Consider the following 23,284-nt stretch of genomic DNA (forward strand, 5'->3'; position numbering starts at 1 on the left):
CCATTCCAGCCAACCCATGAACAAGACAGTTGCTCATCCCGCCCCGCAAGGGGAGAAGGGCTTTCTACCGCCAAAAGTTGCATCTTGGTCACAAAAGCGAAATCTGTGAATTCTTTAGCGCGGAGGCGGGAAACCAGGGTTTCCAATATAAGTGCCTGTGAAGAATGGATCCGGCCTTCGCGGGAATGACGGCCGAGGGAAGCGCGCGATGCAATCCGACGCGGCGCGGTTCGAACTTGGGGCTTCTCTCAACGAGTCTCCTATGTCTTCACAAACTCGAAGGCGGGGATCGAGGAACGAACTCTGCCGGACGCGCGGTTGAGCGGCGGGGGCCCGATCTGATAGAGACTTGAGGGCTATCAGAGACTTGAAGGGCCATGAAGAAAGCAGCGCCGAAGAAGCGCGGCGGGTCGCCGCGCATCACCCATCCCGACCAGCTCGATCTGCTCGACGTGCCCGAGCCGACGGCGGTCATGATCACCTATTCGGGCCGCACGGTCGATCTGGAGCAGCCGGACTTCGGCCCCTTCGACATCGAGGACATCGCCCGCCCGCTCGCCTACCAGTGCCGCTTCGTCGGCAACACGCAACGCTTCTTCAGCGTGGCCCAGCACTGCGTCCTGGCCAGCCGGCTGGCGCCGGAGGGCTATGCCTATGATGCCTTGATGCACGACAGCGAGGAGGCCTTCACCGGCGACTGGCCGACGCCTTGGAAGGTGCGGATCGGCCGCGACGCCATCCGGCAGGCGGTGGAGCCGATCAAGAGCGCGCTCGCCCAGCGCTTCGGCTTCCGCCATCCGGAGCCGAAGGCGGTCAAGCTGGCCGACCAGCGGGCGCTGGCGACCGAGCTGCGCGACCTCTGCGCGCCGCACCGGGTCAACTGGCGCGACCTGCCCGACCCGGACGAGGCCGCCATCGTGCCGCTCGGCCCGGAAGAGGCGCTGGCCGATTTCCTGGAGCATTACCGGCGGCTGAAGCCGGCCTGAAAACAACGATGCCGAAAGCCGCGACGCCGGTCAGGCGTGGCCGCCCTGCTCCGCCCGGCGGCCACGGCCGCGCTTGGGCGCCGGCGCCCCGCCGGATGCCCCACTCGTCGACGCGGTGCCGTCGGCCTGCTGTTCGGCGCAGCGTTCCGCCAGTTCGCGGATGGCGGCGCGGATCTGCGGATCGCGGATGCTCTGGAAATAGCGCGCCAGCATCAGCGCCTCGCGCGACTGCAGCGTGTTCTCCTGCTCCTCGCCGCCGCCGCCAGCCGCCGGCACCTCGCCGCCCTCCACCGCCGGCTGCCGGTTCTCCAACCCTTCGAAGAAAACGGAGACGGGAACGCGGAAGAACTGGCCGAGCTTGAACAGGCGGCTGGAAGACACGCGGTTGAAGCCCCGCTCGTATTTCTGCAATTGCTGGAAGGTCAGCCCGAGGGCCGAGGCGACGTCGCTCTGGCTGAGGCCTGCGAGCATGCGCAGTTCCCGCAGGCGCTGACCGACGAACACATCGACCTCGTTCAGGCCTTCCTTCTTTTCGCGGCCACGCCGTTTCATGGTTGCTTCCCTTCGATCCTGTATGGTCCCGGCAGCCGCGACTTCCAGCCGCCGTCCAAGGCGCCGGTCCTGGCCTTCCGCAATGCGTGGCCATGGCGCCCAGGCTTGGGAAACGTCGCCGGGAGTGACGAATCGGCCGGTTTCGGGCATGGAATGCAACTCAGCTATGACCGCGGCCTGCCGATGTCAACCTTGGCTGGACCAGATACCTCTTTTGGGCAGAGGAGTTTTCGCGGGATTTGGCCGGTCGGCCATAGGACCGCACTCTTTTCGCGCATAGAACGGTACCATCCTACCCACAGTCGCGGCATCGCACCGGTTCCGCTCAAGCAGGGCGGCGACTGCGACAGTGTGACCGGAAGTTGTGGCGGGAAACCGTTGCGCCGCCGCCGCAGGGCTGCAACATTTACGGGGCACTAGGCAGTTTTTGCCGGGCGCTGGGCAAAAACTGCCGCCGATTAACCCTCTCTTCATCAAGACGCCGCAGCATGCCCCAACGTAGCCATGCCCGGCGCGGAACTTGCAGAAACCGTTTCGCACACGCGATACGGAGCCATGTCGAGAGTATGCCGGGAAGACTTCCGATCGGGGACCGCGCGTGAACAACCTGCTGCAGACCTTGCGCAATCTCGGCCCCGCCCGCCTCGCGGCGATCGGCGGCGTCGGGCTTCTGCTGATCGGATTCTTCGTCTACCTGACCACCCGGCTGTCCACGCCGGAGATGGAGCTGCTCTACTCCGAACTCCAGCAGACCGAGGCGGCGGCGATCGCCAAGAAGCTGGACGAGGCGAAGGTTCCCTACACCGTCGACAAGACCGGCACCAAGATCATGGTCCCGGCCGACCAGGTCGGGCCGATGCGCATGCGCATGGCGGCCCAGGGCCTGCCGTCCGGCGGATCGGTCGGCTACGAGCTGTTCGACAAGGGCGAAGGTTTCGGCGCCACCAGCTTCATGCAGAACATCAACCACCTGCGCGCGCTGGAAGGCGAGATGGCGCGCACGGTGCAAACGCTGAACGGCGTCCAGCAGGCGCGCGTCCATCTGGTGCTGCCCAAGCGCGAGCTGTTCGCCCGCCAGCAGAACCCGGCGACCGCCAGCGTCTTCCTGAAGCTGCGTCCCGGCACCCAGCTGAGTCGCGAGAACATCCAGGCGATCCAGCAGCTGATCGCCGCCTCGGTCCCCAACCTGGATCCCAACCGCATCTCCATCGTCGACGACAAGGGCAAGCTGCTGGCCCGCGGCACCGGCAGCGACACCGCCGAAGCGATGATGGCGAGCGCCGAGGAGAAGAAGCAGGCCTATGAGGGCCGGCTGGCCCGCACCATCGAGGATCTGCTGGGCCGCACGCTGGGCTACGGCAAGGTGCGGGCGGAGGTGTCGGCCGACCTCGACTTCGACCGAATCACCACGCAGTCGGAGATCTTCGACCCGGAAAGCCAGGTCGTCCGCTCGACCCAGACGGTGACCGAATCGAACGAGAGCAGCGACCGCGACCCGCTGGCCCCGGTGACGGTGGACCAGAACCTGCCGACGGCCCAGGCCAGCAGCAGCGCCAGCCCGCTGTCCTCGAACAAGTCGAACCGCAACGAAGAGACGATCAACTACGAGATCACCAAGACCACCAAGTCGCATGTCCGCGAGGCCGGCCAAGTCCGCCGCCTGTCGGTCGCCGTGCTGGTGGACGGCACCTATCAGCTGTCAAAGGATGCGCCGCCGGCCTACCAGCCGCGCAGCGAGCAGGAGGTCGAGAGCATCAAGGCGCTGGTGCGGTCCGCCGTCGGGCTGGACGCCGTGCGCGGCGACTCGCTGGAGGTGATCAACATGCGCTTCTGGTCGCCGGACGACGACATCCAGAAGCCGGAAGAACTGTTCATGGGCATGACCAAGGACGACCTGTTCCGCATCGCGGAGATGGTGGTCCTGGGCATCGTCGCCGTCCTCATCATCCTGCTGGTCATCCGCCCGCTGATCTCCCGCGCCTTCGAAAAGGCGGAGATGCAGGAGGAGGACGAGATGGACCGCCTGCTGACCGACCAGGCCGGCATGCCGGCGGCGCTGGCCGCCCCCACCGGCGCGCTGGCCCAGGATCTGGCGCTGGAGGCGGCGCAGGCCGACGAGGAGCTGGAGCAGATGATCGACATCAACCGGGTGGAAGGCCGCGTCCGCGCGTCTTCCCTGCGCAAGGTCGGCGAGATCGTCGACAAGCACCCGGAAGAGGCGGTCTCCATCCTGCGCAACTGGCTGTACCAGGAGAGCTGAGCAATGCCGGCCTCCACCATCTTCATCCCGAATAAGGGAGCGCACCGGCGATGAGCGTGCGCAAATTCCTCTTCGACGAGTCCTTCGACGTGGACGCCGTCCCCCGCATGACCCATGTGGAGGATGACGACCTGCTGCCGGAGGACGAGCTGTCGGCCCTGCCGGAACCGGAGCCGGTGCCGGAATTGCCGCCCGCCCCGACCTTCGGCGAGGAGGAGCTGGCCGCCGCCCGCGCCCAGGGCTATGAGGAGGGCGTGGCCGCCGGCAAGTCGGAGGGCACCGCCGCCGGTTACGGCAAGGGCTTCACCGACGGCATGGCCGCCGGCCAGAACACCGGATACGAGCGCGGCAAGGCCGAGATCGAGGCGACGGTGAACAACCGCATCGCCGACGCGCTGTCCCAGATCGCCGACGGGGTGCAGCGGCTGCTGGCCGAGCGCGAGGCGGGCAACGCCGCGCGCAGCGAACAGCCGGTCCATCTGGCGCTGGCCATCGTCCGCAAGCTGATGCCGGAATGGGCGCGGCGCGGCGGCATGGCCGAGGTGGAGGGGATGGTCCGCACCTGCCTGACCGACCTGATCGACGAGCCGCGGCTGGTCATCCGGGTGGCGGAGGACACGATGGGTCTGGTGCGCGACCATCTCGACCAGACGGTCGGGTCGCGCGGCTTCGGCGCCAAGCTGATGGTGATCGGCGATCCGTCGATCTCCCCCGGCGGCTGCCGCATTGAATGGGCCGAAGGCGGCATGGAGCGGGATACCGCCCAGCTGCTGGCCGAGATCGAACGCCGTGCCGCGCATATGCTGGAGGCTCCGGCCCCCGTCTGAGGGGTGTCCGGAATGAAGGAGGTCCGAGACCGACATGCCGAGCGACAATTTCTCGCTGAACGACCTGCACGGCGGCGATGGCGACGACTACGCCAGCCCCGGCATCACCAAGGATCTGGAGGCGGTGTACGACATCCCCGTCCAGATCTCCGCGGTGCTGGGCAAGTCGACCATGCAGGTGGCGCAGCTGCTGAAGCTGGGCCGCGGCGCCGTGGTCGAGCTGGACCGCAAGGTCGGCGAGGCCATCGACATCTACGTCAACAACCGCCTGGTCGCCCGCGGCGAGGTGGTGGTGGTGGAAGACCGGCTGGGCGTGACCATGACGGAAATCATCAAGTCGGACCGGGGCTGATGGCGGTTCCGTCCGACAGCGCCGCGTCCCGCGCCAAGGCGGCCCAGCCCCAGCCGGCCGCCGCTCCCACCGGCGCGACCGCGCCGGGGCGGAGCGTGCGCCTGCGCGGCGGGCTGGACGTGGCGACGCTGGTCGGGCTGGCCGCCGCCGCCGGGGTGATCCTGATCGCGATCACCACCGGCGGATCGGCCCGCGCCTTCCTCGACCCGCCGTCGCTGCTGATCGTGCTGGGCGGGACGCTGGCGGTCACCACCGCCTCCTTCTCGCTGGGCGACGTGGCGGTGGCCTGGAGGAACGCGGCGGCGGTGCTGGTCCACCAGACGCTCGACCCCAAGGGCGTCGCGCGGCAGGTCATCCTGCTGGCCGAGGCCGCCCGCCGGGCCGGGCCGGAAACCCTGCGCAACGTCCTGCCGGAACTGCGCGGCGAACCCTTCCTCCACCGCAGCGTCACCCTGATCACCGAAGGCCTGCCGCCCGACGCCATCGAGCGGATGCTGACCGGCGAGGTCGAGGCGACGGTCGGCGGCCACGGCAAGAGCGCCGGGGTGCTGCGCCGGGCGTCGGAAGTGGCGCCGGCCATGGGGCTGATCGGGACGCTGGTCGGGCTGGTGCAGATGCTGGGCAGCCTGAGCGACCCGTCGGCCATCGGGCCGGCGATGGCGCTGGCGCTGCTGACGACCTTCTACGGGGCCGTGCTCGGCAACGTCGTCCTGTCGCCCCTCGCCGCCAAGGTGGAGCGGGCGGCGGAGGAGGACGCGCTGGTCAAGACCCTCTATACCATCGGCGCCGTGTCCATCGCGCGCCAGGAAAATCCGCGGCGTCTGGAGATGCTCCTGAACGCCGTCCTGCCGCCTGGAAAGCGGATCCAGTATTTCGACCGGGAAGCCCCGAGAGTGGGAGCGTAAGGCTATGCGTCTGCTGATCGTTGGAACGTTGGAAGGCTACATCACCGCCGCCGGCAAGATCGCCATGAAGCGGGGGGCCAAGGTGTCGCACACCGACAGCATCGAAGGGGCGCTGAACGCGTTGCGTGCCGCCGCCGGCGCCGATCTGGTGATGATCGACGTCAAGCTGGACATCGCCACCTTCATCGACAGCCTGAAGGCGGAGCGGATCACCATCCCGGTGGTCGCCTGCGGCATCGGCACCGATGCGGCGGCCGCCGTGCGCGCCATCCGCGCCGGCGCCAAGGAATATCTGCCGCTGCCGCCCAACGCCGAGCTGATCGCCGCGGTGCTGGAGGCGGTGGCCGAGGAGAGCCACTCCATCGTCTGCAGCGACCCGGCGATGCTGGCGACGCTGCGGCTGGCCGAGCAGGTGGCGCCCAGCGACGCGTCGGTGATGATCACCGGCGAGAGCGGCACCGGCAAGGAGCTGATGGCCCGCTTCATCCACCGCAAGAGCCGGCGGTCGGGCGAGTCCTTCGTCGCGGTGAACTGCGCCGCCATCCCGGAGAACCTGCTGGAATCGGAGCTGTTCGGCCACGAGAAAGGCGCCTTCACCGGCGCCGTCGCCCGCCGGCTCGGCAAGTTCGAGGAGGCCAACAACGGCACCCTGCTGCTGGACGAGCTGTCGGAGATGCACCCGCGGCTCCAGGCCAAGCTGCTGCGCGCCATCCAGGAGAAGGAGATCGACCGCATCGGCTCCAGCCAGCCGGTGAAGGTCAACGTCCGCCTGATCGCCACCTCCAACCGCAACCTGGAGGCGGAGGTCAGCGCCGGCAATTTCCGCGAGGATCTGTATTTCCGCCTGAACGTGTTCAGCGTGGCGATCCCCAGCTTGCGCGAGCGCCCGGCCGACATCCCGATGATCGCCGAGCATTTCCTGAAGAAATACGCGGAGGCCAACGGGCTGGGCGACAAGCGCCTGACCGACGACGCGATGCTGATGCTCCAGTCGCATCATTGGCGCGGCAACGTGCGCGAGCTGGAGAACACCATGCACCGCGCCGTCCTGCTGTCGCGCGGCGAGGAGGTCGGGCCGGAAGCGATCATGCTGACCAGCAAGCTGCTGGCCCCGGAAGGCAGCGCCCAGGCTTCCATCCCCAGCGACTCGCCGGTCGCCAACCCGTTCGCCGGTCCAGCCGGCACGGTGCCGGCGGCTGCCACCCCGGGCCAGCCGCAGGGCACAGGGCCGCACGGCTATGGGCAGACCGGCTACGGCCCGCCCAAGGGCGGCAAGCCCGGCCCCTACGGCATGGCGGCCAACAGCAGTGCCGCGGCTACCGCCGCCGCGACCGCCGCCGCCAATGCCGGTGCGACCGGTGCCGGCCTGGCGGCGCTGATCGGCCGCACCGTGGCCGACGTCGAGCGCGACCTGATCCTGGAGACGCTGACCCACTGCCTGGGCAACCGCACCCATGCCGCCAACATCCTGGGCATCTCGATCCGCACGCTGCGCAACAAGCTGAAGCAGTATGGCGACGAAGGCCGCAGCGTGCCCACCCCGGGCAACGACGAACGGGCGACGGCCTGACGGCGTCCCGCGGTCCTTAAGCCTTGAGCGGCGGGAGCATCCATGGCGCTGACGGAGCAGAATAGCGGCGGGGGCGGCAGGGCCGGCGGTGCCGGCAACATGGCCGCCTTCGGCGAGATGTGGGCGGTCACCAAGGCGTCGCTGAAGCGCGGCGACGTGGCGATGGCCATCGGCATCCTGATCGTCGTGGTCGGGCTGATCATGCCGCTGCCCAGCGTCATGCTCGACATGATGCTGGGGCTGAACATCACCATCTCCATCCTGATCCTGATGGTGGTGCTGTTCATCGAGAAGCCGCTGGAGCTGTCGTCCTACCCGACGATCCTGCTGATCACCACGCTGCTGCGCCTGTCGCTGAACATGGCCTCGACGCGCCTGATCCTGACCCAGGGGCATGAGGGCACGTCGGCCGCCGGCCATGTGATCGAGGCCTTCGCCAGCCTGGTGATGGGCGGCGACTTCGTCATCGGCGTGATCATCTACGCCATCCTGACGATCGTGAACTTCAAGGTCATCACCGCCGGTTCGGGCCGCATCGCCGAAGTGGCGGCGCGCTTCACCCTCGACGCCATGCCCGGCAAGCAGATGGCGATCGACGCCGACCTGTCGGCCGGCATGATCGAGGAGAGCACGGCGCGGGCGCGGCGCAAGGAGCTGGAGGACGAGAGCGCCTTCTTCGGCTCGATGGACGGTGCGTCGAAGTTCGTCAAGGGCGACGCGGTCGCCGGCCTGATGATCATGTTCATCAACATCATCGGCGGCGTCACCATCGCGGTGCTGCGCCACGACATGCCGGTGATGACGGCGCTGGACACCTTCACCAAACTGACCATCGGCGACGGCCTCGTCTCCCAGATCCCGGCGCTGGTCATCTCGATCTCCGCCGGCTTCCTGGTGTCGAAGGCCGGCATGGGCGGCTCGACCGACAAGGCGGTGGTCGGCCAGCTGACCGGCCACAGCCAGGCGCTGGCCCTGTCGGCCGGTGCCATCGGCGTGCTGGCCCTGCTGCCGGGCATGCCGATCCTGACGCTGGCCCCGGTCATCGGCGCCGTGGGCTTCGCCGCCTGGTACATGCCGCGCCTGCGCGCGAAGAAGGAGGCGGAAGAGGCCGCGGCGGCGGAGGAAGCGGCGGCAGCCGGCACGGGTCCGGGCGGCATGCCCGGCGGCGGGCCGGCGCCGGACGAGCCGATCTCCACCGCGCTGTCCATCGACCTGATCCGGCTGGAGCTGGGCTACGGCCTGCTGTCGCTGATCAACCAGCCGCAGGCGGGAAGCCACCGGCTGACCGACCAGATCAAGGGCCTGCGCCGGCAGATCGCCGGCGAGGTCGGCTTCGTCATGCCGGCGGTGCGCATCCAGGACAACCTGCAGCTTCCGCCCAACACCTACATCATCCGCGTGAAGGAGATCGAGGCCGGGCGCGGCGACATCCGGCCCAACATGCTGCTGGTGATGGACCCGCGCGGCGATGCCATGAGCCTGCCCGGCGAACAGACGGTCGAGCCGACCTTCGGCCTGCCCGCCATCTGGATCGAGCCGGGATACCGCGAGGAGGCGCTGTTCAAGGGCTATACCGTGGTCGACCCGTCGACCGTGGTGACCACCCACCTGACCGAGCTGATCAAGGACAACATGCCGGAGCTGCTGTCCTTCACCGAGACGCAGAAGCTGCTGGACGAGACCGACAAGGAACACCAGAAGCTGATCGCCGACGTGGTGCCCGGACAGATCACTGTGGGCGGCTTGCAACGGGTGTTGCAGAATCTCCTTGCCGAACGGGTTTCGATCCGGGATCTTCCCACCATATTGGAAGGGGTATCCGAAGCGACCAGCCAGACCCGCAGCATCACCCAGATCACCGAGCATGTGCGCTCCCGCCTCGCCCGGCAGATCTGCGACGCGAACACGAACGAGATGGGCTTCATCCCGCTCGTCACCCTGTCGCCCGAATGGGAGCAGGGGTTCGCCGAATCGCTGGTGGGCGACGGCGACGACCGGCAGCTGACGATGGCTCCGTCCCGCCTGCAGCAGTTCATCACCTCCGTCCGCCAAACCTTCGAGCGACATGCCATGATGGGCGAGAGTCCCGTTCTGTTGACCAGCCCGCTGATCCGGCCCTTCGTCCGCTCCATCGTCGAGCGGTTCCGGCCGGCGACCGTGGTCATGTCGCAGAACGAGATCCACCCGAAGGCGCGCATCAAGACGCTGGGGCAGATCTGATGGCGCGCGCCCTCCCCCTCCCCTTACCTGACGGAAGGCGCTGCCGATGCGGCTGAAGTCCTTCCACGCCAAGACCATGTCCGACGCCATGCGGATGGTGCGCCAGTCGCTGGGCGACGACGCCATCATCGTCGCAACGCGCGAGGAGGAAGGCGGCGGCGTGCGCGTGACGGCGGCGGTGGAAGAGGATGCGCTGCCGCCCCCCCCGGCGGCCGGCGGGTCGCGCAACGGCCGGGCCAAGGCGCCGCCCAAGCCAGTGGAGCCCGAGATCGACGTCGGCGAGGTGGTGGCCGACGCCCTGCAGCGCCACGGCGTGCCGGCGACGCTGGCCGAACAGCTGATCGACGCCGCGTCGGGGCTGGACACCGAGGATCCGCGGCTGGCGCTGGGCTCGGCGCTCGATTCCTATTTCACCTTCAACCCGCTGCCCGACGGCCGCGCGCCGGTGAAGCCGCTGGCGCTGGTCGGGCCGCCGGGCTCCGGCAAGACTCTGGTCGCGGCCAAGCTGGCGGCGCGGGCGGTGTTCAGGAAATGCTCGGTCGGCGTCATCACCACCGACACGGTGCGGGCCGGCGGCGTCGACCAGCTCGCCGCCTTCACCCGGCTGATGAAGCTGAAGCTGGCGACGGTGGAGGATCCGGACGCGCTGGCCGGCGCCTTCGAGGTCCACCGCCGCACCGACCTCGTGCTGGTCGACACCGCCGGGCGCAATCCGTACGACGCCGCGGACATGCAGGATCTGCGCGCCATGCTGTCCGCCGGGGAGGTCGAGCCGGTGCTGGTCCTGCCGGCCGGGCTCGACGCGCTGGAGGCCGCCGACATGGCGCTGGCCTTCAAGGCGGTGGGGGTGCGCCGCCTGCTGGTCACCCGTCTGGACATGGCGCGCCGGCTGGGCAGCGTCCTGGCGGTCGCCGCCCGCGCCCGGCTGTCCTTCTGCGACGCCAGCGTCTCGTCCAAGGTGGCGGAAGGGCTGACGGCGCTGAACCCGCTGGCGCTGGCCCGCATGATGATCCCGGCCGAGGAGAAGGCGCCCGCCGCCAAGGAATCGGCGCCGCGCCGCACTGCCCGCACCGCCGACTGGGACGAGGACGAGGACGGGCATCGGGACCATGAGGCGGACCACGGGCCGGACCATGAGCCGGAGCGTGGATCGGGTCGCGGCTCCGGCCGCGGGCCGAGCTTCGGACGGGGCTATCGGCCGGAGGAGGACGAACCGGAGATGGAACCGGCGCCGTCCCCGCCGCCACAACGCAGGGCCGCCGCCGCCAAGCCGTCCAAACCTGCAGCCGCGAAATCCGCAACCAAGGCCAAAGCCGCCAGTTCCCCCTCGTCGAGGACCCTGCCATGACCGATCCGGTGTTCCCGGCCGCCCTCAAGAACGTTCGCCCGCTGCGCGGCGCCAACGTCATCGCCGTGGCCAGCGGGAAGGGCGGCGTCGGCAAGACGTGGTTCTCGATCACGCTGAGCCATGCCCTGACCAAGGCGGGCATGAACACCCTGCTGTTCGACGGTGACCTCGGCCTCGCCAACGTCGACATCCAGCTTGGATTCTCGCCCAAGAACGACCTGGGCGCCGTCATCAACGGCGAGGTGACGCTGGCCAAGGCGGCACAGCGCTTCGCCGACACCGGATTCGACATCATCGCCGGCCGCTCGGGATCGGGCACGCTGGCCCAGTTGCCGAGCCAGCGGCTGTCGTCCTTGCGCAACGACCTGCTGGAGCTGGCGCGGAGCTATGACCGGGTGGTGATGGACATGGGGGCCGGCGTCGACCGCACGGTGCGCACCCTGTCCGGGCCGGCCGGGACGACGCTGGTGGTGACGACGGACGAGCCGACCTCGCTGACCGACGCCTATGCCTTCATCAAGCTGACCCACGCCACCAACCCGTCGGCCGACCTGCGGATCGTGGTCAACATGGCGCAGAGCGTGAAGGACGGCGAGCGGACCTACGGCACCATCCTGAAGGCCTGCCAGAACTTCCTGAAATACAAGCCGGCGCTGGCCGGCATCATCCGCCGCGACCTGAAGGTGCGCGACGCCATCCGCAACCAGACGCCGCTGCTGACCCGCTCGCCGTCCAGCGACGCGGCCCGCGACGTCGAGGCGATCGTGCAGCGGCTGCTCGCCGGCGCCAAGTAACCGGCGCGGATGGGCGGGCATGGGCGGAGCCATCCCACCGTCGATCACGCCGGCCGCCGCCACCGCCGCGGCGGCCCCCGCCGCACCCCCGCCCGTTACCGCCGAGGCCACGGTCGTCCAGCTTCCCGAACGGCTGCCGGAGGTCACCCGCCCGGTGGTGCTGACCGGCACCGTCGCCGGCCAGACGCCGGAGGGGCTGACCCGCGTGCGCACCGCGGCGGGCGAGCTGCTGCTCGATAGCGCGGCGGAGCTGCCGCCGGACAAGCCGGTCACCGTCCAGATCACGCCGGGCACCGCGCCGCCGGCCGGAACGCCCGCCGCCGCCCTGCCGGCCAAGCCGACGGCGCTGATCCTGCTGCAATCGCTGGGCACTCCGGCGCCGGGCAGCCCGGCCACCGGTCCCACCGGCGGCACGACGACGCCCCCCCCGGCGGCCGGAAGCGGCGCGGCGCCCGCCGTCCTGCTGCCCACCCCGACCGCGCCCGGCAATCCGGCCAACCTGCCGCCGCTGCTGCCGGGCACCGTCGTGCCGGCGCTGGTGCTGGCCGGCGGGTCCGGCGCCAGGCTGCCGACCCCCGCCGCCCCGCCGTCCCAGACGATGCCGGCGGCACCGGCGGCACCGGCGGCACCGCCCGGACCGGCGCCGGCGAAACCGGAGGCTCCGCTTGCCGGAATGCCGGCACCGCCGCCGGCCGGGTCGATGCCTGCCGCCCCGGCCATGGGCGGCGGCAGCGCAACCTTCGGCACGCCGGTCCAGCTGGGCGGCGACGCGGCGCATCCCGGTGCCGACACTCCGGCAACGGCGCCTGCCCCCGACGAGGGCACCGGTGCCGCCGAACCGCCCGACCTGCCGCGCGGCGCGACGGTCGCGCTGAAGATCCTGACGGTCACCCCACCGCCCCAGCAGCCCCGCCCCCCCGGCGACCCGGAAGCAGGCGGGCGGAACGGGCAGGCGGGAAGCCAGCCCGGCCAGCAACCCGGTGGGCAGCAGGCATCCCAGACGGCCCCCCAGACAGCCCCTGCACCTGACGAGGCGGCGCTGCCGCCCGACACCCCCATCCTGCGCGGTACGGTGGCCGGCAGCACGCCGCAGGGGCAGCCGATCCTGGCGACCAAGCAAGGCATGCTGGCGCTGAACGTCCCGGCCAGCCTGCCGCAGGGAGCCACGGTGACGGCGGCGCTGACCGACCTCGCCCGTGCCACCCAGGCGGCGGCGCCCACCCTGCCCGGCCCGCCCGGTCCGCTCGACGGGCGCGACTGGCCGGCGATGCGGCAGCTGATGGCGACGCTGGCGGCGGCCGATCCGGCGGCGGCCAAAGCGATGCTGGCGACGATGCCGCAGCCCAACCGCAAGCTGACCGCGGCGCTCGGCTTCTTCCTGGCGGCGATGCGCGGCGGCGATGCGCAGGGCTGGCTCGGCGACGAGGCCGCCTCCGCCCTCGACAAGGCGGGACGCCGCGACCTGCTGGAGCGGCTGGAGAAGGATTTCGACGGGCTGCGCCGCGAGGCGGCGGAGCCGCTGCCGGGCGACTGGCGCAGCTATACCATCCCGCTGATGGACGCCAACGGGCCGAAGCCGATCCGGCTGCATGTCCATCCGCTGCAGGAGGACGAGGAGGGCGGCGGTGGCGAGCGGTCGAAGCCGGGCAGCCGCTTCGTCATCGACCTCGACCTCAGCCGCTTCGGGCCGATGCAGTTGGACGGGCTGGTCCGGCCCAACCATTTCGACCTGATCCTGCGCAGCCACGCCGCTTTGCCGCCGGAGCTGCGGGTGGAGCTGATCCAGGTCTTCGCCGACAGCGTGCGCGCCGTCGGCTATACCGGCGGCCTGTCCTTCCAGTCGGGGGCGAGGAGCTGGGTGAAGCTGACCCGGGCCGGACAGGCCGGGCTGGGGGTGTCGGCATGAGGCGCGAGCGCCTGTCCACCCGCCCCTCCCCCGACGCCCGCCACGATTTCCTGATGGAACTGCGCGGCGAGCCGCTGCCGGGGGTGCGGCTGACCCTGCGGCTGGTGCCGGACCTGCTGGTGCCCGATCCGGCGTCGGTCCTCGCCTATCTGGCGGAGTTCGCCGGCTTCGGCGAGGGGCTGGAGGCGCTGGCCGTCGCCGTCCTGGACGACGTCAACAACGAGCTGGTCCCGCGCTGGGTCGAAGTGGCGGTGGAGAGCGACGCGCCGCTGCCCCACCGCGTGGTGATCGAGGACCGGCAGCCGAGCTGGGACAATCCCCGGCTGATGGAGCGGCTGCCGCCGCCGTGACCCCCGTCAGGCCGTATAGGGCGGCTTGGTGAACCCCGCCGGCGAGAGGGTAAAGATCTCGCAGCCGGTTTCCGTGACGCCGACGCTGTGCTCGAACTGGGCGGACAGGCTGCGGTCCCGGCTGACGGCGGTCCAGCCGTCGCCGAGGATCTTCACGTCCGGCCGGCCGGCGTTCACCATCGGCTCGACCGTCAGGAACATTCCCGGCAGCAATTCCTGCCCCTCGCCCGGCCGGCCGTAATTCAGCACGTCCGGCGCATCGTGGTAGATGCGGCCGATGCCGTGGCCGCAGAAGTCGCGGACGACGCTGAAGCGTTCGGCTTCCACGAAGCGCTGCATGGCGAAGCCGATGTCGCCGACCTTCGCGCCGGGGCGGATCGCCGCGATGCCGCGCATCATCGCCTCGTGGGTCACGTCGATCAGGCGCCGGGCGCGCAGGCCGAGCTTGCCGACGGTGTACATTCGGCTGCTGTCGCCGTGCCAGCCGTCGACGATCACCGCCAGATCGATGTTGAGGATGTCGCCCTCCGCCAGCCTGCGGTCGCCGGGTATGCCGTGGCAGACGACATGGTTGACCGAGATGCAGGTCGCATGGCCGTAGCCGCGATAGCCCAGCGAGGCGGGGATCGCCCCGTGGTCGAGGATGTGGTCGTGTGGCAGAGGCGGTCGAGCTCGGCCGTGGTGATGCCCGCCGCGACATGGGCGGCGATCATGTCCAGGGTGGACGCGGCCAGCCGCCCCGCGACGCGCATCCCGGCGAAATCCTCCAGACTGTGCAGCTTGATGCTTCGCTGATCGGCGATATCGCTCATCGGTCGGCCCGGTTCATGGGAAAGGAATGTGCGGGAGAGGCGGCGATCGGCATGCCGGCGTGGAGCTCGGTGATCATCCGCTCGACATAGGGTGGCGGCGGCGCGCCCCGGGAGAGGTGGGGGCGGAGGATGGCGATCGGCGCGTCGAAGATCAGGAACTTGGCCCGCGCCACCCGCTCCTCGTCGGCCGTCCCGTCGCCGCAGGCGACGACGCAGGCCTGGAAGGCCTCGTCGAATCCGCTCTCCAGCTCTTCCAGCCTCGCCCTCTGCGGTTCCGGGGGCGGGTTGTCCTCGAACAGGGCGACCGGCTCATTGAGGAGCAGGAAGCGGGCGCGGTGGCCGTTCTCCCGCGACCAGGGCAGGATCGCCAGCGCCGCCTCGCACGGGCGCCCCCGGCGAAGCAGCGGAGCGAGGGCATCGACGAAGGATGCATAGGCGGTGTTCCAGGCGATGCCGAGAACGGCCGCACGGGAGTCGAAGCGATGATAGATCGACCCGGTCGGCGCCCCGACCCGCCGGGCGATCGCCTGCATGGTGGCGGCGTTGGGGCCGCCCTCGGCGACCAGGGCCATCGCGGCGTCGATGAAGTCGGTTTCGGAAAACAGTGCGGTTCTGACCATGCCAATTAGAATGCATGTTTTAGAACGTACCGTCTATTTGTTTTTGCGGCAACCGCGGACGATGCCGGCCGGTCAGTCATCCTCGTATGAGCCCTGCGCCGCCGTCCGGTGGCAGGCCTCGCAGTTGCTCTTGGCGCCGACCGCCTTGCGCGTCCAGATCGACGGTTCGAAATCATGCTTGCGCAGCCACCAGCGCTGTTCGGTGATGCGGATCAGGCGCCCGTCGCCGCTTCCGGCGGCCTGCGTCAGATACTGGCGGATGGCCGCCGCGGTATCGGCCGGCAAGCTGGCAGTCTCGCCGAAATGGTCCTGCAGACCGTCCATGATGCGGGTCCAGGACGGCGCCGGCAGCAGGCCGGGTTGAAAGGCCATGTGACACTCGCCGCATTCCTTCAAGGTGGCGGCATGGGTCACCGGGCCCACCCGTTCGAACTCGCCGGCCGACGCGGTGCCGGCGGCCACGGCGAGAAGGGCGGATACGGCGATGCCGGCGAGCTTGCGGCCCGGAAGGCGGAATTTCAGGTCGGGGGACGGTGTCGGGTCGGGGCACATCGGGCTGCTCGCTATCGGTTCGACAGGAAGGTGATGAAGTCGCCCTTCTCCCGCGCGGTACAGGCGCGGCCGAGAACGTTGACGCAGTCGCGCTCGAAGCGCTTCTCCACCTCGGCGGGATCGGTGAAGCGCTTGGGGTTGGCGGACACCGCCATCGGCGGGATGTCGCGGCCGGTCTTGTAATGGCGGCCGGTTGCCGCCGGGTCGCGGGTGTGGCAACTGGCACAGGCGGGGGTTTCGGCCAGCTTGCCGCCGGCATGCGGCCCGAGAAAGAGCGCCTGTCCACGCTCCGCCGAGAAGCCGGCGAAGGCGGGGAGTTGCGCCTTCGCCTGAGCGGCGTAGCCGTCGAGGATGCGGGCACGCTCCGGGTCGCCGGAGGCCGCCAGGGCGACGCCGGTGCCCAGCACCGCCGCCGCGGCGAGGACGATCATCGGTTTCATGGGATCACCCGGTTGGTGAGGGTCGACCGCCACGCGGTCCAGCGCGAGGCGATGCCGGGAGGAAGCCGCTTCAGGCCGTGCAGCGCGAAGACCAGGGCGATGTGGCCGAGGACGAGAAAGAGGGAGGCTTCGCCGAGATCCTCGTGCAGAGGCTCGACCCCGACCAGGACGTCGGCGACGGCGCCGGTCACCGCCGCCGCCCCGACGCCGAGAAGCAGGGCGGCGGTCATCCAACCGATCAGCGGGCTGCGCCCGGCACGGGCCTGCGCATCGCCGGAGACCACGCGCCGGAGCCATGCGACAACCGCCCGGCCAGAGGGCCGGGGGAGACGCAGGGGACTTCCCGCCGGGGCCAACGTGCCGGCGGCGACACGCAGCAGGATGGCGACGAGGGCGGCATAGCCGGAAAAGACATGCATGCCGTAGGTGTCCTCGTCGCCGGTGAGATAGGCGACGATGAAGGCTCCCGAGACGGTGGCGTGGAAGGCCAGCAGGGCGGTCCACTCGGCGGCGGTCGGCTTGCGGGCGGACATGACGGTTTCCCTTTCCGAAGGCGGTTCAGTCGTCGTCGGTGCGACCGGCGGCGAACGGGGCGGCGATGCCGGCGGTGCCACCGGCGGCCATGGCTTGGTAGGCGATTGCAAGGATGCCGATGAGTGCCGCCATCAGCAGGGTGTGGAGAATCATCCTCTTCAGCATGGCGGGGCTCCGGTCAGTCGTCGTCGCGGTCGCCGTCATGGCCCCGGGCCTGGCCGTGGCGGCGCCCTTCATGGTTCCGCAGGGTGTCGCGGCCGAAGGCGGTGCCGTCCTGGCGGATGATCCGGTCGGCCTGCAAGGCGCCCTGATCGATGCCGCCGACCACGGTGATCTGGTCGCCGGACCGGATGCCGTCGGGAAGGAAGCCGCGGCTGGCGATGTCGATGCGGTCGCTGCCGTCGGTCATGACGAACCAGGTCGCCGCGACCGTCTCGACGGTGCCGGTCACGGTCCCGCCGCCGGCCTTCACCACCTCGGCGATCGGCTGCGGGCTGGTCGGCTGGAAGGCCGGCGTGCGGGGACGGTCGTCGGCCCGGGCGGTGCCGGAGCTCGCGAGGGCGGCGGTGAGGAGAACGGCGAGGGTAACGGATTTCAGCATGGCTTCACCTGTGGTGCCGGGAGAGCGCCGAAGCGCCCGATGGACCAGACTGTGACCCGCCGCGCCTGAGCCGAGCCTGAACGGGCCGTTCATCCGCCGTTCAGGCGGGAGACGGCAGGGAAGCGGCGTTCAGCCGCGGTTCAGGGATGCGACGATATGCTGGTTCGATCGCGCGGCACCGATGCGCGATGCTGTCCAGGCTTCGAGGTCGACCATGAGGACCGCTTCCGCCTTGCTCCTTCCCGTCATCCTGCTGCTTGGAGCGGGACCGGGCGCCCGCGCCGGCGACGACCATGAGCGTGCCCGCACCGCCCTGCGGGAGGGGCGAATCCTGCCGTTGGAGCGGATCGTCGAAAGCGCCCGGCGGCAATTCGGCGGCGAGGTTCTCGACGTCGACCTGGAGGGTGAGGACGGGGGGAAGGAGGACGGTTTCCGCTACGAGCTGAAGCTGATCGCCCCCGATGGTCGCATCCTGAAGCTGGACTATGACGCGGCCAGCGGCGAGCTGCTGCGGGTCAAGGGCCGCCACCGGTCCCGCGACGGAGGGAGGTGACGCCATGCGCGTGCTGGTCGTCGAGGATACGCCGGAGCTGGCCCGGCAACTGCGGCAGCGGCTGGAAGGCGAAGGATACGCGGTCGATGCCGCCGCCGACGGCGAGGAGGGACGCTTCCTGGGCGAGACCGAGCCCTACGACACGGTGATCCTGGACCTGGGCCTGCCGAAGATCGACGGGCTGACGGTTCTGCGGTCCTGGCGGCGGAAGGGTGTCGCCGTGCCGGTGCTGATCCTGACCGCGCGCGACGCCTGGAACGAGAAGGTCCAGGGCATCGACGCCGGTGCCGACGATTACCTGGCGAAGCCCTTCAGCATGGAGGAGCTGCTGGCCCGCGTGCGTGCGCTGATCCGCCGTGCCAAGGGCCATGCCAGCGCCGAGATCGCCTGCGGCGGGGTCGTTCTCGACACCCGCAGCGGGCGGGTCACGGTGGATGGCGAGCCGGTCGAGCTGACCGCCTTCGAATACCGGGTGCTGTCCTACCTGATGCACCGCAAGGGGCAGGTGGTGTCGCGCACCGAACTGATCGAGCATGTCTATGCCCAGGATTTCGACCGCGATTCCAACACCATCGAAGTCTTCGTCGGCCGCCTGCGCCGCAAGCTGGGGACCGAGGTCATCAAGACGGTGCGCGGGCTGGGGTATCGGGCGGACGAGCCGTAGGGGCCGGCGATGACCTGGACGGACTCGCTTCGCTTCCGGCTGCTGGCCGGCGCCGCGGTGTGGGTGACGCTGGCGCTGATGCTGGCGGGATGGATCATCGCCGACCTGTTCCAGGCCCATGTCCGCCAGCGCTTCGAAGCGGAACTGGCCAACCATCTGGAACAGCTGGCCGCGGCGCTGGAGATCGATGCGGACGGCAAGCCGGCGCTGCGCCAGCCCCTGAGCGACCCGCGCTTCCGCCGGCCGCTGTCGGGCCTGTACTGGCAGGTGGGGGAGAGCGGGGTCGCGCCGCTGCGCTCGCGCTCGCTGTGGGACGGCGCCCTGGATTTGCCCGACGACCGGGTGGAGGATGGCGGACTGCACCGGCATGAGGCGGCCGGGCCGGCGAACCAGTCGCTGATCGTACTGGAGCGCTTCGTCCTGCTCCCCGACCATGCGGAGCCGATCCGCATCGCCGTGGCTGCCGACCGGGCGGAACTCGCCGGAGTCACCCACGCCTTCAACGCCACGCTGGCCCTGTCGCTGGCCGTTCTGGCCGTGACCCTGATCGTCGCGGCGCTGATCCAGGTTCAGATCGGGCTGAGGCCGCTCTCCCGCCTGCGCGGCGCACTGACGGAGGTGCGGGCCGGGCGGAAGAAGCGCTTCGACGTGGCGATGCCGACGGAGATCCGGCCGCTGGTGGACGATCTGAACGCGCTGCTGGCCCATGCGGAGGAGGTCGTCGGCCGCGGGCGGTTGCAGGCCGGCAATCTAGCCCATGCACTGAAGACCAACCTCGCCGTGCTGGCGAACGAGGCCGGCGCGCTGGACGAGCGCAACGCGCGCGCGGTGGGGGCGGCGATGGTCCGGCAGGTGGAGCTGATGCGGCGGCATGTCGATCATCACATGGCCCGCGCCAGAGCCGCCGCCGCCCGCAGCGTGCCGGGCATCAGCACGCCGGTGGCGGACTGCGTTTCGGTGCTGGCGCGGGTGATGCGCAAGCTGCACGCGCCGGCGGCGCCGGAGATCCGCGTCGATGCCGCCGCCGACCTGCTGTTCGCCGGCGAGCGCGAGGATCTGGACGAGATGCTGGGCAACCTGCTGGACAACGCCTGCAAATGGGCGCGCGGCCGGGTCGACGTGACCTGCCGGGCCGAAGCCGGCGGAATGCTGAGCATCACCCTGGACGACGACGGCCCCGGCCTGCCCGACGGATGCCGCGCGGCGGCGCTGGAGCCGGGGGTTCGCCTGGACGAAAGCACGCCGGGGACGGGACTCGGCCTTGCGGTGGTGCGGGATGTGGCACGGCTCTATGGCGGCGATATCCGGCTGGACGCATCGCCGCTGGGCGGGCTGCGCGCGACGCTGCGGCTGCCTTCGGCGGGACCGTGACGAGAGAGGCGTGCTTCAGGCCGCCGGCTCCACGGAGCAGCGAAGGATGCCGTACATCATCTTGGCGTGGTCCTTGGCCCAGGCAGCCGAAGATGGCCCGGTGACCGTCACCGATCGCGATGAGCCGGCCTTCCTGGACCAGCAGCCGACCCCATGCGGCTTGGCGTTCTGCAAGCGGCTTTCGCAAAATGCGACCCGAAATGCGGCACCGCCCTTCAGTGTCACAAAAATTTAGTGTCCTAACCATCAACCGCGATAGACGCGGAAGCGCGGGCTCTGGCCTTCTTATTGCTGTGAAGGTTCAGCACGGGTTCGAATGGCCGACGAGGTCCTGAACCATATTTTCCAGCGCCTGGAGAAGTCATGCTTTCGAACACGTTCGATGAGAAGCAGCGGAAACGGTTCACGACCTTCGGCATCACCGATGCCGACCTTCGCCTGCTGCGCGACAATGCGCAGTTTGCCGATCACGAGCTGCCCCGGCTGCTGGAATCCTGGCATGCGCGCTTCGCGGAGTGGCCGGAAATCCATTCCCTGCTGATGAAGCCCGAAGTCCACCGCTTGCGGGTGGCGCATTGGGTGCGGGTCGCCGCCGGCCGGCTCGACGACGGTTTCCTGGACTCCGCCCGGACGCTGGCCGCCGCCTTCTACGCCAACGGCGTGCCGAGCTATGCCGTGGCGGTCTGCCATCACACCGTCATGACCGGCGTTCTGGAGATTCTCGGCCAGGGCGAGACGGAGGGGGCCTGGCAGCGCCTGTTCCGCGGCCCCAAGGGACGCAAAGCGGAGGCGCTGGGCGCGGCGATCGCCAAGCTGGCCTGGATGGACCTGGAGCTGCTTCTGGAAACCTATGCGCAGGCCGAACAGGAAAGCCGCCGGGAAGCGCTGGAAGCCATGGCCGACACCGTGGAGCGCGAAACCCGGAACGCCGTGGACAGCGTGTCGCAGCACACCGACGAGATGGCCCGCAACGCGCAGAGCATGGCGAACTCGGCCCTGAGCGTCGGCGACAACTCACGCGAAGTGGCCACCGCCGCCGGCCAGACGCTCGCCACCGCCCAGACGGTGGCGGCGGCGACGGAGGAGCTGGCGGCCTCGATCAACGGCATCCTGCAGCGCGTGGGGCATTCCGGCACCGTGACGCGCCGGGCGGTCGAGTGCGGCAGCCGCACCCAGGCGACGATCCGCTCCCTGTCCGAGACCGTCGGGAAGATCGAGGAGGTGACCAAGCTGATCGGCGCGATCGCCGGGCAGACGAACCTGCTGGCGCTGAACGCCACCATCGAAGCGGCGCGCGCCGGGGAGGCCGGCAAGGGCTTCGCCGTGGTCGCGAGCGAGGTCAAGAGCCTGGCCAGCCAGACCGCCCGCTCGACCGAGGAGATCGACCGGCAGATCGCCGACATCCAGTCCGTCACCGCCGAGGCGGTGACGGCCGTCGCCGAGATCAGCGCCACCATCGAGGAAATCAACCAGGTGTCCGCCGACATCGCCGAAGCGATGGAGCAGCAGGCGCAGGCGACGCAGGAGATCAGCCGCAGCGTCGTGGAAACCTCCGACGCGGCACGGGCGGTGTCGGACCGCATCGGCTCGGTATCGAGCGAGGCGGTCCAGACCGGATCGCAGGCGGCCGGGGTGCAGAAGAACGCCCGGGAACTGGCGCAGAGCATGGAAGCGCTGCGGCGCATTCTGGTGCGGGTCGTCCGCACCTCGACCAGCGATGCCGACCGCCGCCAGTCCGAACGCTTCGATGCGGACGAGCCCTGCACGGTCGAGAGCCCCCAGGGGCGCCGTGACGGGAGGATCGCCAATATTTCGCTCGGCGGCGCCTATCTCCGGGACGTGGCGGGGTTGGCGGCCGGCAGCGTGGTGACGGTGTCGATCCCGCGCCACCGCGTCCATGTCCGGGCGACGGTGCTCAGCGTCGAGGATGGCGGCGCCAATCTGGCCTTCGATCCCGGCCAGGAGGGTCTGCGCGATGTCCTTGCCGCCATGGCGGCGAGCGGCCGGTCGCGACGGGTGGCTTGAGCGGAGCCTTCGGGGAGCATCGGCGGCGGGTCCCGGAATCAGAGAGGTTCCGGAACCGGGGGGGTTCTCCGGCAAAGGGTGCGCAGGAAGAGTTTGGTTTGAGCAGATCCTATAAATGTTGTTTCCCAAGCTTACGACGAGGGTTCGATTCCCTTCACCCGCTCCAATGTTTTCAATGGCTTAGCGCCCAGCCCACCTCCCTCAAACGCGCCGTACGGAATCGGTACGGACAAACACAGGCGAACAGCCGTGTACCCTTGAGGCGGCTAGTAGCGCGCGAACGCAGGCGGCGCGCTCGACATTCTTCCAATAACTCGGCGCCGTCGCCCCCATAGCAGCCCCCTACGCCGTTGCCCAGGCCACGACATTCGTCGCTCATAGCTATCGGGTAGGCCGCTGCGAACGTCTCCATGGCATTGCAGGTAGCCCAGAGGCAATTCTCTGCGCGTCCCTCTCCAGCTATCCATCGCGGCTGAACGTCGAGAACGACGGCGCGACCAGCAAGGGGAGGCTTGACGCGGCGGCAAAGAGCGAGAAGGTTATCTACCGAGGGTTCGTATATAGAAATCTTTTTGCGCGCTGCTTGGCGCATGTCGAGGATCAGAGACTGCCCATAGCTGTACGTCGGCTTGCAGAAGGAGGGAAGTCGGATCATGAGGAGATCGTTGCCCGCGCCTGGGCACACGAAAATGAGCGCACACAGGCAACTCGTGCAGATCGCTACTGATGAGTTAAAAGTTCCGAGAGGCTCCCCGGCCTACCTGCTTCGATATGAGATGCAACTGTCTGTTCTCTTTACAGATGCTGGGCACGCGCATGTTGCTCGTAAAGAGTGCTGGCTCGACGAAGAGGCCGTGCCCTTCGTGCCTAAACGTTTGCGCCTTCCCTACGGACGGTGGACGGAGACGGACGGAGCTATTGTGCTGTTCTCGCGGGACTATAAACCTCTCTGGAGGTTGCGGTCGGGGAAAGAGCCAGAACCGGTTGAGCCGTGGCTGTGGATCGAGCATGAGGGCCGTGAGGAGTGGCTGTGGACGCCACC

Annotated in this window: 23 protein-coding genes and 1 pseudogene; 16 read left to right on the top strand and 8 right to left on the bottom strand. The window is 69.5% G+C overall.

Annotation, left to right across the window (positions count from 1 at the left end; translation table 11 throughout):
• Nucleotides 1–377: 377 nt before the first annotated feature.
• On the top strand, nt 378–986 hold the full coding sequence (locus JHL17_RS08525) for a transcriptional regulator (protein WP_200192041.1): 609 nt from the start codon (nt 378–380) through the stop codon (nt 984–986).
• A 30-nt stretch (nt 987–1,016) separates the two neighbouring features.
• Here the strand turns inward: JHL17_RS08525 and JHL17_RS08530 are convergent, their stop codons facing one another.
• Entirely contained in the window at nt 1,017–1,538 is a 522-nt protein-coding gene (locus JHL17_RS08530; RefSeq protein WP_200192043.1) for a helix-turn-helix domain-containing protein, read from the bottom strand.
• 598 nt (nt 1,539–2,136) lie between these two features.
• Between JHL17_RS08530 and fliF the strand changes: the two genes are divergently transcribed.
• The 10 genes from fliF to JHL17_RS08580 are packed head-to-tail and all read left to right on the top strand — an operon-like array spanning nt 2,137 to nt 14,070.
• Nucleotides 2,137–3,798, top strand: coding sequence for a flagellar basal-body MS-ring/collar protein FliF (gene fliF, locus JHL17_RS08535; protein WP_200192045.1), 1,662 nt, complete (start codon nt 2,137–2,139; stop codon nt 3,796–3,798).
• Between the two features lie 50 nt (nt 3,799–3,848).
• Nucleotides 3,849–4,625 carry a FliH/SctL family protein gene (locus tag JHL17_RS08540; RefSeq protein WP_200192047.1) on the top strand — a complete coding sequence of 259 codons (777 nt, stop codon included), beginning with the start codon at nt 3,849–3,851 and terminating at the stop codon, nt 4,623–4,625.
• A gap of 34 nt (nt 4,626–4,659) precedes the next feature.
• Nucleotides 4,660–4,977, top strand: a complete 318-nt coding sequence (fliN, locus tag JHL17_RS08545) for a flagellar motor switch protein FliN (RefSeq protein WP_098737805.1) — start codon at nt 4,660–4,662, stop codon at nt 4,975–4,977.
• Entirely contained in the window at nt 4,977–5,882 is a 906-nt protein-coding gene (locus JHL17_RS08550) for a motility protein A (protein ID WP_200192069.1), read from the top strand. Before fliN ends, JHL17_RS08550 begins: the two co-directional genes overlap by 1 nt.
• Nucleotides 5,883–5,886: 4 nt before the next feature.
• Nucleotides 5,887–7,452, top strand: a complete 1,566-nt coding sequence (locus JHL17_RS08555) for a sigma-54-dependent transcriptional regulator (protein ID WP_200192071.1) — start codon at nt 5,887–5,889, stop codon at nt 7,450–7,452.
• Nucleotides 7,453–7,494: 42 nt separating this feature from the next.
• Nucleotides 7,495–9,672, top strand: a complete 2,178-nt coding sequence (flhA, locus tag JHL17_RS08560) for a flagellar biosynthesis protein FlhA (protein WP_200192073.1) — start codon at nt 7,495–7,497, stop codon at nt 9,670–9,672.
• Between the two features lie 46 nt (nt 9,673–9,718).
• Nucleotides 9,719–11,020, top strand: coding sequence for a flagellar biosynthesis protein FlhF (locus JHL17_RS08565; protein ID WP_200192075.1), 1,302 nt, complete (start codon nt 9,719–9,721; stop codon nt 11,018–11,020).
• A complete protein-coding gene (locus JHL17_RS08570; protein WP_200192077.1) occupies nt 11,017–11,814 on the top strand; it encodes a MinD/ParA family protein in 798 nt (265 codons plus the stop codon). The genes JHL17_RS08565 and JHL17_RS08570 overlap by 4 nt, the downstream gene beginning before the upstream one ends.
• 19 nt (nt 11,815–11,833) lie before the next feature.
• Entirely contained in the window at nt 11,834–13,720 is a 1,887-nt protein-coding gene (locus JHL17_RS08575) for a hypothetical protein (RefSeq protein ID WP_200192079.1), read from the top strand.
• The gene (locus tag JHL17_RS08580) at nt 13,717–14,070 is read left to right on the top strand and encodes a hypothetical protein (protein ID WP_200192081.1); all 354 of its coding nucleotides are present in this window, start codon (nt 13,717–13,719) and stop codon (nt 14,068–14,070) included. Before JHL17_RS08575 ends, JHL17_RS08580 begins: the two co-directional genes overlap by 4 nt.
• Nucleotides 14,071–14,076: 6 nt before the next feature.
• Here JHL17_RS08580 and map read toward each other — a convergent pair.
• The 7 genes and pseudogenes from map to JHL17_RS08615 form a co-directional block, all read right to left on the bottom strand.
• A pseudogene (map, locus tag JHL17_RS08585) lies at nt 14,077–14,882 on the bottom strand (type I methionyl aminopeptidase).
• Nucleotides 14,879–15,502: a TetR/AcrR family transcriptional regulator gene (locus JHL17_RS08590; RefSeq protein ID WP_200192083.1), complete on the bottom strand. Its 624-nt coding sequence runs from the start codon at nt 15,500–15,502 to the stop codon at nt 14,879–14,881. Before JHL17_RS08590 ends, map begins: the two are co-directional and overlap by 4 nt.
• Before the next feature lie 72 nt (nt 15,503–15,574).
• Entirely contained in the window at nt 15,575–16,054 is a 480-nt protein-coding gene (locus JHL17_RS08595; RefSeq protein WP_200192085.1) for a diheme cytochrome c, read from the bottom strand.
• 11 nt (nt 16,055–16,065) lie between these two features.
• Nucleotides 16,066–16,494: a DUF1924 domain-containing protein gene (locus JHL17_RS08600; RefSeq protein WP_200192087.1), complete on the bottom strand. Its 429-nt coding sequence runs from the start codon at nt 16,492–16,494 to the stop codon at nt 16,066–16,068.
• Nucleotides 16,491–17,027, bottom strand: a complete 537-nt coding sequence (locus JHL17_RS08605; protein WP_200192089.1) for a hypothetical protein — start codon at nt 17,025–17,027, stop codon at nt 16,491–16,493. The genes JHL17_RS08600 and JHL17_RS08605 overlap by 4 nt, the downstream gene beginning before the upstream one ends.
• Before the next feature lie 25 nt (nt 17,028–17,052).
• Nucleotides 17,053–17,193: a hypothetical protein gene (locus JHL17_RS08610; RefSeq protein WP_200192091.1), complete on the bottom strand. Its 141-nt coding sequence runs from the start codon at nt 17,191–17,193 to the stop codon at nt 17,053–17,055.
• 13 nt (nt 17,194–17,206) lie between these two features.
• Nucleotides 17,207–17,629 carry a cytochrome c maturation protein CcmE domain-containing protein gene (locus tag JHL17_RS08615; RefSeq protein WP_200192099.1) on the bottom strand — a complete coding sequence of 141 codons (423 nt, stop codon included), beginning with the start codon at nt 17,627–17,629 and terminating at the stop codon, nt 17,207–17,209.
• Nucleotides 17,630–17,843: 214 nt separating this feature from the next.
• On the opposite strand from JHL17_RS08615, the gene JHL17_RS08620 reads away from it, so the two are divergent.
• From JHL17_RS08620 to JHL17_RS08640, 5 genes are all read left to right on the top strand, one after another.
• Nucleotides 17,844–18,182: a PepSY domain-containing protein gene (locus JHL17_RS08620; RefSeq protein ID WP_200192101.1), complete on the top strand. Its 339-nt coding sequence runs from the start codon at nt 17,844–17,846 to the stop codon at nt 18,180–18,182.
• 4 nt (nt 18,183–18,186) lie between these two features.
• Nucleotides 18,187–18,846 carry a response regulator gene (locus JHL17_RS08625; protein ID WP_200192103.1) on the top strand — a complete coding sequence of 220 codons (660 nt, stop codon included), beginning with the start codon at nt 18,187–18,189 and terminating at the stop codon, nt 18,844–18,846.
• A 9-nt stretch (nt 18,847–18,855) separates the two neighbouring features.
• Complete coding sequence (locus JHL17_RS08630; RefSeq protein ID WP_200192106.1) at nt 18,856–20,217, top strand: sensor histidine kinase; 1,362 nt, start codon at nt 18,856–18,858, stop codon at nt 20,215–20,217.
• A 46-nt stretch (nt 20,218–20,263) separates the two neighbouring features.
• Nucleotides 20,264–20,452 carry a hypothetical protein gene (locus tag JHL17_RS08635; protein WP_200192108.1) on the top strand — a complete coding sequence of 63 codons (189 nt, stop codon included), beginning with the start codon at nt 20,264–20,266 and terminating at the stop codon, nt 20,450–20,452.
• A 128-nt stretch (nt 20,453–20,580) separates the two neighbouring features.
• Nucleotides 20,581–22,242, top strand: coding sequence for a methyl-accepting chemotaxis protein (locus JHL17_RS08640; RefSeq protein ID WP_200192110.1), 1,662 nt, complete (start codon nt 20,581–20,583; stop codon nt 22,240–22,242).
• Nucleotides 22,243–23,284: the final 1,042 nt, after the last annotated feature.

Origin of the sequence: Azospirillum endophyticum (genome assembly GCF_016595245.1) — a bacterium.
GTDB classification, from domain to species: domain Bacteria; phylum Pseudomonadota; class Alphaproteobacteria; order Azospirillales; family Azospirillaceae; genus Azospirillum; species Azospirillum endophyticum.

What these genes read in the sequence shown, in the direction of transcription:
- JHL17_RS08620 (WP_200192101.1), top strand. Translation starts at nt 17,844, where the DNA reads ATGAGGACCGCTTCCGCCTTGCTCCTTCCCGTCATCCTGCTGCTTGGA.
- JHL17_RS08530 (WP_200192043.1), bottom strand. Translation starts at nt 1,538, where the DNA reads ATGAAACGGCGTGGCCGCGAAAAGAAGGAAGGCCTGAACGAGGTCGAT.
- JHL17_RS08610 (WP_200192091.1), bottom strand. Translation starts at nt 17,193, where the DNA reads ATGCTGAAGAGGATGATTCTCCACACCCTGCTGATGGCGGCACTCATC.
- JHL17_RS08525 (WP_200192041.1), top strand. Translation starts at nt 378, where the DNA reads ATGAAGAAAGCAGCGCCGAAGAAGCGCGGCGGGTCGCCGCGCATCACC.
- JHL17_RS08555 (WP_200192071.1), top strand. Translation starts at nt 5,887, where the DNA reads ATGCGTCTGCTGATCGTTGGAACGTTGGAAGGCTACATCACCGCCGCC.
- JHL17_RS08625 (WP_200192103.1), top strand. Translation starts at nt 18,187, where the DNA reads ATGCGCGTGCTGGTCGTCGAGGATACGCCGGAGCTGGCCCGGCAACTG.
- JHL17_RS08540 (WP_200192047.1), top strand. Translation starts at nt 3,849, where the DNA reads ATGAGCGTGCGCAAATTCCTCTTCGACGAGTCCTTCGACGTGGACGCC.
- JHL17_RS08605 (WP_200192089.1), bottom strand. Translation starts at nt 17,027, where the DNA reads ATGTCCGCCCGCAAGCCGACCGCCGCCGAGTGGACCGCCCTGCTGGCC.
- JHL17_RS08635 (WP_200192108.1), top strand. Translation starts at nt 20,264, where the DNA reads ATGCCGTACATCATCTTGGCGTGGTCCTTGGCCCAGGCAGCCGAAGAT.
- fliN (WP_098737805.1), top strand. Translation starts at nt 4,660, where the DNA reads ATGCCGAGCGACAATTTCTCGCTGAACGACCTGCACGGCGGCGATGGC.
- JHL17_RS08590 (WP_200192083.1), bottom strand. Translation starts at nt 15,502, where the DNA reads ATGGTCAGAACCGCACTGTTTTCCGAAACCGACTTCATCGACGCCGCG.
- JHL17_RS08600 (WP_200192087.1), bottom strand. Translation starts at nt 16,494, where the DNA reads ATGAAACCGATGATCGTCCTCGCCGCGGCGGCGGTGCTGGGCACCGGC.
- JHL17_RS08615 (WP_200192099.1), bottom strand. Translation starts at nt 17,629, where the DNA reads ATGCTGAAATCCGTTACCCTCGCCGTTCTCCTCACCGCCGCCCTCGCG.
- JHL17_RS08550 (WP_200192069.1), top strand. Translation starts at nt 4,977, where the DNA reads ATGGCGGTTCCGTCCGACAGCGCCGCGTCCCGCGCCAAGGCGGCCCAG.
- JHL17_RS08570 (WP_200192077.1), top strand. Translation starts at nt 11,017, where the DNA reads ATGACCGATCCGGTGTTCCCGGCCGCCCTCAAGAACGTTCGCCCGCTG.
- JHL17_RS08630 (WP_200192106.1), top strand. Translation starts at nt 18,856, where the DNA reads ATGACCTGGACGGACTCGCTTCGCTTCCGGCTGCTGGCCGGCGCCGCG.
- JHL17_RS08565 (WP_200192075.1), top strand. Translation starts at nt 9,719, where the DNA reads ATGCGGCTGAAGTCCTTCCACGCCAAGACCATGTCCGACGCCATGCGG.
- JHL17_RS08580 (WP_200192081.1), top strand. Translation starts at nt 13,717, where the DNA reads ATGAGGCGCGAGCGCCTGTCCACCCGCCCCTCCCCCGACGCCCGCCAC.
- JHL17_RS08575 (WP_200192079.1), top strand. Translation starts at nt 11,834, where the DNA reads ATGGGCGGAGCCATCCCACCGTCGATCACGCCGGCCGCCGCCACCGCC.
- JHL17_RS08640 (WP_200192110.1), top strand. Translation starts at nt 20,581, where the DNA reads ATGCTTTCGAACACGTTCGATGAGAAGCAGCGGAAACGGTTCACGACC.
- flhA (WP_200192073.1), top strand. Translation starts at nt 7,495, where the DNA reads ATGGCGCTGACGGAGCAGAATAGCGGCGGGGGCGGCAGGGCCGGCGGT.
- JHL17_RS08595 (WP_200192085.1), bottom strand. Translation starts at nt 16,054, where the DNA reads ATGTGCCCCGACCCGACACCGTCCCCCGACCTGAAATTCCGCCTTCCG.